Origin of the sequence: Bacillus sp. AG4(2022), from assembly GCF_031844465.1 — a bacterium.
GTDB classification, from domain to species: domain Bacteria; phylum Bacillota; class Bacilli; order Bacillales; family Cytobacillaceae; genus Bacillus_AB; species Bacillus_AB infantis.
In genome coordinates, this window is record NZ_JAUZVH010000001.1 from 1,016,179 (window position 1) to 1,027,612 (window position 11,434).

General features: G+C 46.3%; 9 protein-coding genes. 2 read left to right on the top strand and 7 right to left on the bottom strand.

Annotated elements, in window-relative coordinates; genetic code table 11:
- Positions 1 to 72: 72 nt before the first annotated feature.
- Positions 73 to 564, top strand: coding sequence for a YajQ family cyclic di-GMP-binding protein (locus Q9R36_RS05005; protein ID WP_009794052.1), 492 nt, complete (start codon positions 73 to 75; stop codon positions 562 to 564).
- Positions 565 to 735: 171 nt separating this feature from the next.
- Here the strand turns inward: Q9R36_RS05005 and Q9R36_RS05010 are convergent, their stop codons facing one another.
- Positions 736 to 1,242, bottom strand: a complete 507-nt coding sequence (locus Q9R36_RS05010; RefSeq protein ID WP_311224614.1) for a GNAT family N-acetyltransferase — start codon at positions 1,240 to 1,242, stop codon at positions 736 to 738.
- Positions 1,243 to 1,347: 105 nt separating this feature from the next.
- On the opposite strand from Q9R36_RS05010, the gene Q9R36_RS05015 reads away from it, so the two are divergent.
- Entirely contained in the window at positions 1,348 to 2,220 is an 873-nt protein-coding gene (locus Q9R36_RS05015; RefSeq protein ID WP_094768259.1) for an SDR family oxidoreductase, read from the top strand.
- A gap of 434 nt (positions 2,221 to 2,654) precedes the next feature.
- Here the strand turns inward: Q9R36_RS05015 and Q9R36_RS05020 are convergent, their stop codons facing one another.
- The 6 genes from Q9R36_RS05020 to Q9R36_RS05045 all read right to left on the bottom strand — a co-directional run bounded on the left by Q9R36_RS05020 (position 2,655) and on the right by Q9R36_RS05045 (position 11,364).
- A complete protein-coding gene (locus tag Q9R36_RS05020; protein WP_094768260.1) occupies positions 2,655 to 3,680 on the bottom strand; it encodes a LacI family DNA-binding transcriptional regulator in 1,026 nt (341 codons plus the stop codon).
- 45 nt (positions 3,681 to 3,725) lie between these two features.
- A complete protein-coding gene (locus Q9R36_RS05025; RefSeq protein WP_311224615.1) occupies positions 3,726 to 6,065 on the bottom strand; it encodes a glycoside hydrolase family 31 protein in 2,340 nt (779 codons plus the stop codon).
- A 72-nt stretch (positions 6,066 to 6,137) separates the two neighbouring features.
- A complete protein-coding gene (locus Q9R36_RS05030; RefSeq protein WP_311224616.1) occupies positions 6,138 to 7,679 on the bottom strand; it encodes an alpha-amylase family glycosyl hydrolase in 1,542 nt (513 codons plus the stop codon).
- An 88-nt stretch (positions 7,680 to 7,767) separates the two neighbouring features.
- Positions 7,768 to 8,610: a sugar ABC transporter permease gene (locus tag Q9R36_RS05035; protein ID WP_094768262.1), complete on the bottom strand. Its 843-nt coding sequence runs from the start codon at positions 8,608 to 8,610 to the stop codon at positions 7,768 to 7,770.
- 1 nt (position 8,611) lies between these two features.
- A complete protein-coding gene (locus Q9R36_RS05040; RefSeq protein ID WP_009794045.1) occupies positions 8,612 to 9,892 on the bottom strand; it encodes a carbohydrate ABC transporter permease in 1,281 nt (426 codons plus the stop codon).
- A gap of 197 nt (positions 9,893 to 10,089) precedes the next feature.
- Complete coding sequence (locus tag Q9R36_RS05045; RefSeq protein ID WP_022543601.1) at positions 10,090 to 11,364, bottom strand: extracellular solute-binding protein; 1,275 nt, start codon at positions 11,362 to 11,364, stop codon at positions 10,090 to 10,092.
- Positions 11,365 to 11,434: the final 70 nt, after the last annotated feature.

The window sequence follows — 11,434 nt, forward strand, 5'->3', positions numbered from 1 at the left end:
CGGCTTTAGGAAATATCCGGCCAAAGGCTTCAATACAGCCGGTTAAATATAAGGATTAACGGAGGTCTAACCATGTCAAAAGAAAGCTCATTTGATATTGTATCCAAAGTAGATTTATCTGAAGTGACAAATGCAATTAGTATTGCAATGAAAGAAGTCAAGACCCGGTATGACTTTAAGGGCAGTAAAAGTGATATTACCCTTGATAAGGAAGAGCTTGTCCTGATTTCGGACGATGAATATAAGCTTGACCAGCTGAAGGATGTACTGCTCAGCAAAATGATTAAACGCGGAATTCCCATCAAAAATCTGGATTATGGAAAAGTCGAAGCCGCTTCCGGGGGCACAGTGAGGCAGCGCGCTAAGCTTATGCAGGGGATCGATAAAGATAATGCAAAGAAAATCAACACCCTCATCAAAAACAGCGGCCTGAAAGTAAAGAGCCAGGTGCAGGACGACCAGGTCCGGGTAACAGGAAAAAACAGGGACGACCTTCAGCAGGTAATAGCTGCTGTAAGAGAAGCCGACCTGACAGTCGATGTGCAGTTTATAAATTACAGATAGAAAAGCGGAAAAGCCTTGCTCGATAAAGGAACGCGTACTAAGAACGCCACGTCCTGTGGCAACGTCTTCATGACCCACATCCTGTGGGCATCAAGCTTAAGACGAGCAGAGCGGAAGGCGCTTGTTTAGTTAAAATCCCCGGATGCCAGAGGCATGCCGGGGATTTTAATTTTATTTTACAAACACATACATCAAAAGCTCATCAGAATAAGAGCCATCAAAGTTCTTCACATGCCTGATCCTTCTGCCTTCCTCCTGGAATCCCATTTTTTTATATAAATGAATGCCCCGTTCATTATGTGAGAACACTTCCAGGCATACTTTTTCAATGCCCGGCTCCTCTTTAGCCCATTCCAGGCAGGTGCCGATCAGCTGCTTTCCGATGCCTTGATTGCAATATTTTTCTTTAATGGATATTCCGAACATTCCGATGTGGCTGATTTTTTTGCGTGTTTTCCGGGTAAAGTTCAAAACTCCGGCAAGCTCTTCTCCGCTCCAGGCAGTCAAAAGCAGATTCCCAGGCCGTCCATGATCAATGATCCATTGCCTCTCTTCTTCAACGGTTGCCTGAAATTCCTCGGGCACCGTCAGCATATTCTCTGATTCATGCAAAATTTGCCGTGTATGGAGAAGCAGCTTCTCAGCATCCTCCTGCCTGGCCCGCCTGACTGTTACCATAAAAAAATCCTCCCCTTTTGAACACAAGAAATTTTTTCCATGTTTTTATCACATACTAGCATGGAATACACCTAATATCTATTAAAAAATTGGAGGTTTTTCACAATGGCGAACGAACAGAAAGATAATCAGAACGGATTCATCCCTCAGCACCAGAACCAGCAGCCGGGGGTTGAGGATAAAATGACCCCAGAGCCTTCTTATATTGACCCGAATTATAAGGGTTCAGGAAAACTTGAGGGCAAAGTGGCCATTGTCACTGGAGGAGACAGCGGGATCGGCAAATCTGTTGCTATTTATTTTGCAAAAGAAGGTGCTGATGTGGCTGTTGTTTATCTGGAAGAAACTGAAGATGCAAAGGAAACCAAACAGGAAGTCGAAGCAGCCGGCCGCAAATGCCTTCTCCTTGCCGGCGACCTTGGAGATGAAAGCTTTGCAAAGGAAGTGGTCTCCAAGACGCTGGATGAGTTCGGGAAGGTAAATATCCTTGTCAATAATGCGGGTGAGCAGCATCCGCAGACAAGTCTGCTGGATATCAGCACAGAACAGCTTGAAAAGACATTCAGGACAAATATTTTCTCTATGTTCCACCTGACAAAGGCTGTACTGCCGCATCTTGACAAAGGAAGCTCTATCATCAATACGGCTTCCATCACAGCGTATGCAGGACATCCTAAGCTGATAGACTATTCTTCCACAAAAGGAGCGATCGTTACATTCACCCGCTCCCTGTCCACAAACCTGGCTGATTCAGGGATCAGGGTCAACGCAGTTGCACCAGGGCCGATCTGGACGCCGCTCATTCCTTCCACCTTCACAGAGGAAGATGTCGCCAAATTCGGAACTGACACACCGCTCGGCAGAGCCGGCCAGCCGTACGAACTGGCACCAGGCTATGTATACCTCGCAAGCGACGACTCCTCCTACGTATCCGGCCAAATGCTTCATATTAATGGCGGGAAGGTTGTTAATGGTTAGAAAAGCGGAAGGCGCTCGCTCACTAAGGAACGCAGACTAAGAACGCCACGTCCTGTGGCAACGTCTGCATGACCCACATCCTGTGGGCCTCAAGCATAAGACGCTTTAGGATAGAAGGCGTTCTTTGCGTTCTCTGCCTTCAATCCTAAAGTGGCTTATGACTCGAGGGGCTAGCGCCTGGAGCTGGACAAGTAGAAAAGCGGAGGGCGCTGCACCTTTATAAAAACAATTGCAGATCAATCATGCCAGCCGGAAGCACAACTTCCGGCTGGCCTTTTATTATCGGAAAAATGATTATATTATCGAAATCAAAATTTTATTATCGAAATATGCATTTTTTTATCGAAATCCTAACACCGATCATCAATAGCATCATCGTCTTCTGAACCAAAAAAGCTGCCCCGCGGCAATTTGCCGGGAGACAGCTTTTAACCTTATCTTGCAGTAACACTGCAGGAATGCCTTTTAATAATCTGATGCGGAATGATAATCCTTTTGGTCGGCTCTTTTGGATCCTCCACCATCTGGATCAGGCTTTTGGCAGCCTGGTATCCAAGGTCGAAAATATTGATATCGACTGAGGTCAGCGGCGGCCGGGACATTTCTGACAGAAGGACATTATTGAAGCTGATGATAGAAATATCATCAGGCACGGATATCCCCATTTCATCCAATGTATTAAGCACACCGAGCGCCATAAGATCGTCAGCTACCACCAGGGCTGTCGGGGGCTTTTCAAGCGATAGAAGCTCCCTTACTGCCTCCTGGCCGCCTTCCTTAAGGAATTCTTCATGGATGACGTAATCGTTGTCCAGCTCAATGTCCGCAGCTCTTAGAGCCTTTTCATAGCCCAGCAGGCGCTCAACGGTGACAACCAGATTCAAATCCCCGCCGACAAAGGCAATATGGGTATGCCCCAGCTCAATTAAATAGTCGGTTGCTTCTTTCGCAGCCCTGAAATTGTCGTTGTCAACATGTGTGATTTCCTCTACATCACGGAACGGTTTTCCGATGACGGTGAACGGATAATGTCCATCCTGTAAAAATGACAGGACCTTATCTTCAATCTTTGAATACAGAAGGACGACCCCATCCACCCTGCCGCCCTGCACCATCTGGACAACTCCGTTATAAATTTCTTCATCTGTTTTGCCTGTCGTCATATGAAGGGCATAATGCTTTTCATGGGCACCTTCGCTTATGCCCCTCAGAACAGTCGGGAAAAAAGGATTCTGGAATACGACGTCAGTGGAGCTTGGCATAATTAGTCCAATTGCCTGTGTGGACTGGCTGGCAAGGCTCCTGGCGATGAAATTCGGATGATATCCCAATTTATCCATCGCTTTCCTGACCTTTTGCTTCGTTTTTTCACTGATCCGCGGGCTATTCGCAATCACGCGGGAAACTGTAGAAGGGGCCACATTCGCCAGTTTTGCCACGTCTTTTATGGTAACTGCCATTCCCTTCCCCCCTTATCCATAAGAGTAAACCGCTGCTATTTCTATTTATGAAAGTATAAAATAATGGCGGCCTTCCTCAATTTTTTCAGGGAGCAGCGTGCTGCTTCCTATCTTTAACCTGACATTTTCTCTGCTGTGCACAGCAAGCTGAACAGTGCTCCAGACAGGCTCATAAGTGCCTGCGATTGCAGAGTTCAGATAGACCGTCCCTTCCTCACACTTCACTTTAAAGCAAATCTCCCTGTATTCCCCTTCTTCATAAGCGAAAGTTTCCCCGTCATCTTCATAAAGGGTATAAGAGCATTCTGATCCTTCTTCATAATAAAGATGAAGTGTCAGGGGACCTGCTGCACCTGCTTCCCCATGGGCAGCCATCGTTCCTTTTTTGATAAAAATCGGCAGCGTTTCCAAAGGAGCTTTAATTAAATGGTGCTTTTTCCCCTCATAGGTGCTGCCAGTCCAATAGTCTGTCCACATACCTTCAGGCAGATAGACGGCCCTGTGGAAGGTGCCCGGCTGCATGATCGGGGCAATGATGACATTGTCGCCGATCATGAATTGATCAGATAGATTCCAGGTATGCTCATCCTCCGGGAATTCCAGGAATAATGGCCTCATTACAGGAGTGCCCTCTTTATGAGCCTCGGCAAATAAAGAATAAAGATGGGGCATCCATGTATAGCGGAGCTCAATATATTTTCTAATGATAGCTTCATATTTCTCCCCGAATGCCCATGGTTCCTGCCTTGCTGATCCTAGTACACTGTGATTCCTGAAAAACGGGGTGAATGCGCCTGCCTGTGTCCATCTCGCGAGAAGCTCCCCATTGGAATCATGGGCAAAACCGCCTACATCCGGGCCAGAGAAAGGAATGCCGGAGACGCCAAGGTTCATAACCATTGGCAGCGACATCTGCAGATGTTCCCAGAAGCTCCGGTTATCCCCTGTCCATACGGCCGCATACCGCTGGACACCCGAATATCCTGCACGTGTAAGCAGAAATGGCCGCTTCCCCTTCAAATTTCTCTTCATGCCTTCATATGTCGATTTCCCCATCAGAAGGCCGTAGAGATTATGAAGCTCCTTATGTGTTCGGGGATTTCCATCGTTATCATGCATGACTTTCAAATCCATTGTTTTACTTTCATTAAAGACCGCCGGTTCATTCATGTCATTCCAGATGCCTTCAATCCCAAGCTCTGTATAGTACGAATGGAGGCTTCCCCACCAGTCGCGCACTTTTTTGCTTGTGAAATCAGGGAATGCACTATTTCCGGGCCAGACGTCTCCGTAATATACATTGCCCTCCAGATATTTGCAGAAAAGATCTTCCTGGATGCCCTGTTTATAGACCATATATTCCGGATCTTCCTTTACGCCCGGATCAACAATCGGAACGATGTGTATGCCCATTTCCTTCAGATCACTGATCATTTTTTCAGGATCAGGGAATTTATCACGGTCAAATGTGAAAACCCTGTATTCATCCATATAATGAATATCCAGATGGATGCTATCCAGCGGAATCCCTTTCTCCTTAAAAGCTGCCGCCAGCTCCATCACTTCCTGCTGGCTTTCATAGCTGTACCGCGATTGGTGGTAGCCGATTGCCCACTTGGCCGGCAGGGGCATTCTGCCTGTCAGCGATGTGTATTGACGAATAACATCCTTCGGCGAAGGTCCAGCCATCAAATAATAATCAAGCTGGCCGCCATCGGCTGAAAAGGAATAAAACTCATCTCCGCGCATATCAAACTCTGCCCGGAAAGTATTATCGAAGAATATGCCATGGGCTTGCCCTTCCCTCAAGGTAAGAAAGAAAGGGATTGACTGGTAGAGCGGATCTGTTTCCGGATTATGCGGGGCATATACGTCACTATTCCACATAACCAGCTTTTCCCCTCTTTTATTAAGAAAGCCCGTTTTCTCTCCAAATCCGTAAAATTGATCGCTCTCCTCCATATTCTTGAAGCAGATGACCTCTTTAGAATGCTTATAGCCCATCCCTTTTTGATTTTCTCCGGCCAAAACCCTGCCTTCTGCATCTGCCACCGTAATTCGAAGAGGGGATTTGGTCAGCTTGACAGTCAGACAAGAGGTTTTCACCTCTGCCTGGTCTCCTGATTCATAATGCTCGAGCTTAACTTCCTGCAGCCCCCCAATGACGGCAGGGCTCGTTCCCGCATCCGCTTCGCCAAAAAAATTCATAGTGATGCGGACGATTTCATTTGCGTAGAATACAATCCTGAGTTCCCCTGTTTCTGTCCGGGCCTTCAGGCCATTCCTGCACTCTTCTATAGCAAGGACATCTCCTGCTTCCTGGTAATCACTGTTTTCTATCTTTCTGCTCTTTCCTGGATGTATGGCAAAACTTGTATCATTCATGTAGCCGACTCCTCCTTCAAATCCCTTCTGATATGACCGGGATTGGGAAGCTGCCGGCAGTGCCGGCTGGGGTCAGGAAACAGGCTTCCTCTTTTTCGACCTTCTCCAAAGAAGGATAATAAAGACGATGAAGGCTGCATAGACCAGTCCCATCACTGCCAGATAAGGGATATTCAAACCTGTCTTCTCTGACAGCGCATAGATTTCGGCTTCTTCCCGGTCAACGATCAGCTTATATTTTCCCTCATCAGACCTTACAAGATCCCCGCCCAAAAGGCCTTTCAGCTGCTTATCGCCTTCAAGCAGGCCGGAATCAAGGGAGACGGTCTGCGTTTTGACGGTATTATTGATGGCCACGACAGTGGTTTCATCCTCATAGGTCCGCTTGTACACTGCCATGCCATCCTTATTGTACAAAGGCTCCATTGTGCCCCTCGTAAGGGATGGGAGCTGCTGCCTTAATGTCCCGATATTCGAGATGTATTCCACAAGCTCCTGGTCTGTCCGGAAATCCATTTGGCGGCGGTTATCGGGATCTTCCCCGCCATCAAGTGCTATTTCACTTCCATAATAAACAATGGGAATCCCCGGTGATGTGTACAAATATGTGAGGGCCAGACGCCATCTCGGTCCCGGATGCTCATTATTGGTTACTGCATCGCGCGTGAAACGAACGGTGTCATGATTGTCCATGAACGTTCCCATTAAATAAGGTTGATCGTATTGGGCCTGATTCCTCTCCCAGCTGGCAAACAGCCAGTCAAAGGGCTGCCCGGGCTTTTCAAATGCCGTGCGCAGATGCCCGTTCAGCGGATAATCGACAAATCCGTCGATCCCTGCTTTCTCATACTGTGCAATATAAGCAGGGTCATCGGTCCATACTTCGCCGAGAAGATAGAAATCCTCCTTGGCGCTTTTTACTTCTTTCGTGAAATCCTCCCAGAAGTCAACTGGCACATGTTTGACCGTATCAAGGCGGTATCCGTCAATATCGGTTTCCTCTATCCACCATTTGGCTGCATCCAGGAGATATTGCCTGGCCTCCGGATTCTCCTGTGCGAGGTCAGGAAGATTATAGATCCAACCATTTTCAAGCTCATCCTGATTCTCCCAGTTGGTTATTTCCTTTTGTTCATGGAACCAGTCCTGCTTGTCCGGATCATTCACCCAGGGATGATTGGGTCCGACATGATTGACAACAAAATCAAGGATGATTTTCATATCACGCTTATGGGCTTCTTTTACAAGCTTTTTAAACGTCTCGATAGATCCGAAGTTTTCTTCCGTTTTGTAAAAATCATTGATCCAGTAGCCATGATAGCCGCCTGCTTCATTTTCGAAAATCGGCGTCAGCCAGATGGCTGTAAAGCCCATATCCTTCAGATAATCTAGCTGGTCAATGATACCCTGGAAGTCCCCTCCGTGATAGGCTTTCGGGTCACTTGCGTTTGTTTCCAGGTCATTGCTGAAATCGCCGTTGTTAAAACGGTCGACCATTAGAAAATAAATTGTTTCATCCTGCCATTTACGCTCTTCTTTTTCAACTGCTCCTACCGGTAGGGCGCAAAAAAGAAGAAACGGAATTAAGATGAGAGCCATGACTCCTTTTTTCATCTCCGCTCCTCCTTAAATATCAAGCTGAGCTGCCATAAGGAAACACCCCTTTAAGCAGCCCAGCCCTAAAGTCACTAACCCTTTAAGATTAGCCTTTTGTGCCCCCGGCAGTCAAACCTGAAACGAAATATTTCTGGAAGGATAAGAATAAAATTGAAATCGGGATTGCAATCAGGACAGATCCGGCTGCGAACGTTGTGAATTCGGCTCCATACTGTCTTGATACAAGCTCATACAATCCAACGGCAAGTGTATATTTTTCAGGTGTTCTTAGCATGACCTTTGCCAGGATGAAGTCCGTAAACGGAGCAATAAACGTAAAGAGTGCAACGACTGCAACAATCGGTTTCGCAAGCGGCATGATGATCTGCCAGAAAATCCTGAAGTGGCCTGCTCCATCCATCCTTGCACTTTCATCCAGCTCTTTAGGGATGCTGTCGAGATATCCTTTCATCAGCCAAGTGTTCATTGGAATGGCCCCGCCTACATAAATGAGGATGAGCCCGAGATGGGTATCCAGCAGGTTTGTTACCTGTGCAAGGACGAAGATCGCAATCAATGCTGCAAAGTTAGGCACCATCTGAAGAATCAGGAACGTGGTAAGTCCATTTTTCCTGCCGACAAAGCGGTACCGTGAAAAAGAGTAAGCCATCAAGCTGATGGTAATGACAGATGCCAGCATGGTGATCACGCAGATTTTCAACGTGTTCCAATACCAGATCAGATAATTGCTCTCTTCCGGGTTGAATATCGTCTTATAATGGGCAAATGTCGCGTTTTTCGGGATGAGTGATGAATTGGTCAAGCTTGTTCCCGGCGTCAGTGATGCTCCAATGGCCCACAGAATCGGATAAATGATGATGACCGCCATAAAAAGAATGACAAGATAGGTCAGTGACAGCCTGATGAATTTCTCTTTTTTTGTAGTCATATCACATCATATCCTCCTCTTTGAAAGCTTTTGTCCTTCTGAACTGCCATAATGCCACGGAAATGACTATCGCAGATAGAATCATCGTGATGGCTGCAGCCATTCCGTACTCAGACTTCGTGACAGTCAGATTATAGATCCACGAAATCAGGATATCGGTGCCGCCTGCATTTTGATCTGAAATAGCAGGGCCGCCCATATTGAATAGATAGATAATATTGAAGTTATTAAAGTTAAAGGTATATTGCGTAATCAGGATTGGTGCGATGGACAGCATGATCAGCGGGAACGTAATATTCTTGAACTTCTGCCAAATCGTCGCTCCATCGACTGTTGCCGCTTCATAAAGCTCATCCGGGATCGCCTGCAGCACACCTGTGACCATCGCAAAAATGAACGGGAATCCAAGCCAGGTCTGGATCATGATGAGAGCGATCCTTGTCCACAGGGCCTCTGTCATCCAAGGGATCGGACCGATTCCAATGAAATCCAGTACTACGTTATTGATGGCACCGAACGTTTCATTGAACAGGCCGGAAAAAATCAGGATGGATACAAATGCCGGTACGGCCCATGGCAGGATCAGGATTGTCCTGATGATCGCTTTTCCTTTTAGATCCTTCTGGTTGACAAGTACTGCCAGGAAGACCCCAAGGGCGATCTGGAATGTTGTCGCACCGAACGTCCAGATGATCGTCCAGGCAAACACGTTTACGAAAGTATCACGCCAGATATCCAATGTGACCAGTTTGGCGAAGTTGTCTAATGCCACCCAGTCCATCAGCTTCGCTGGCCACTGATGATACAGATTGTAGTTTGTGAACGAAAGCAAAAGCACGAACACAATCGGCAGGATGACCACGAAAACCAGCAGGAAGAATCCCGGAGTGATCATCAAGTATGGGAATCCGGAATCTATCAATGTATGATATTGCTCTTTTATCGAGCTCAGGTGCTTGCCCAAGTCCCGTTTCTTTCCATTTTTATAGGCATCGCGAATGTTGATGAACATAAATCCTGCCGCGAATAGAAGAAGGATGACGGAAATGATTCCGTATACCAGGAGGAAGATGGAATTATCCCTCGGCAGCTTTTCTCCGAGAGTGACAAGTCCCCAAAGGCCAATATTGAGGAAGTCTTTAAAAGCAACGATGAATGATAGTGTTAGAATTAAAAAGGCGATGCCTTTGACAAATTGTTTATTATACATTTGGCCAAGTCCCGGGATGATGGACAGGCCTGCAGCAATTTTCCGATGGTTTGAACGGTATGCTTCTTCCATTGAAAGGATGCCCCTTTCTATCTGATTCCCATAAAGGGCGATTTTTTTATTGATTTTTTTTGCGGCACTATTGTCTTCTGAAAGAGCCGAAGCTATGCCTGTTGGAATCTATTAAAATCCTGCTCTCTTTGACGCTTAATAAAATGGGAGGCAGTACTCCACCAAGGAGTACCGCCTTTTCCCTTTATTGCTATAGATCAGTTTCCGCTGTGGTTCGCTTCGATCTGCTGTTCAATAGTCTTCACAGCATTATCAAGCGCTTTTTTGGATTCTGATTTACCGGTAATGATTGTTTCTACCGCTTTTTTCATAGGATCCCAAACTTCAGCCATTTCCGGTACACTTGGCATTGGAACAGCATACTGTGACTGCGCCATTACTGCTGCAGCACCTTCGTTATTCTTAACGAACTCAGGATCTTCCATCAATGATTTCAATGGCGGGATCTCGCCAGTCAGCTCAAAACGCTTCTTGGCATTTTCTTCGTTTGTAATGAACTCAACGAATTTCTGGGCCCATTCCTGGTTTTTGCTGAAGTTAGTAACAAACCATCCTTTAACACCCATGAATGTCTTGACAGGCTCGCCATTTGGAAGCTTCGGCAGAGCGGCTACACCATAATCGATGCCTGCATCTTTATAATCCTGGAACGCCCATGGGCCGTTTTGGACTGCAATGGCTTTTCCTTCTTTAAAGAGGCCGTTCATATTATCGTTTGATTTTTCTCCGATGATTCCTTTAGGGAATAATCCTTCTGCGTACCACTTTTTGATATAATCTGCTGCTTCTACAGAAGCATCGTTATTCAGGCCGATATCAGTCACGTCCACTTTGCTGTCTTTCTCGCCGAATACATATCCGCCGAACCCGGAGAATACGCCGTGTGCATGATAGAAGTCATCCCAGATTGCAAGGAATCCGTAGTTTCCGTCTTTTGTTACTTCCTGAGATTTAGTATAGAGATCTTCCAGGTTTTCCGGAACTTCAGGAAGCAATGCTTTGTTGTAAATGAAAACCGGTGTTTCAGTAGCTTTCGGAAGTCCGTAAAGCTTGCCTTCATATTTCAGGGCTTCTACTGAAGAGCTTGTAAATTGGTCAAGGATCTCGTCGCTTACTTCAAGTTCCTTAATATACCCTTTTACCATCGCAGGGCCAGTGCCGTCATGAGACATTGTGATAACATCCGGCGCATTGGCTGTGTTGCCATCCAGGGCAAGGTTTTCCTGCATCTTTGTTATATTCAATTCTTTGAATTCAATTTTGATGCCGTGTTCTGCTTCAAACTTGTCTGCCGCATCTTTAAGAGCGACTCCTTTATCTGTATCTTCCCAGACAATCAGCTTTTCAGGTTTGTCTGAGCCGCCTTCTGTTTTTTCTCCTGCAGTGCCTGTTTCTTCATCTTTAGGACCGCAAGCAGCCAGCACTCCAAAAACCAGGACAATCATCATAAATAATGATAAAGCCTTCTTCATTTTGACCCCTCCAAAGAAATTATATTTTTCTAGTACAACCGTTTGCACAAATCGCTGCATAAAAGGCAAC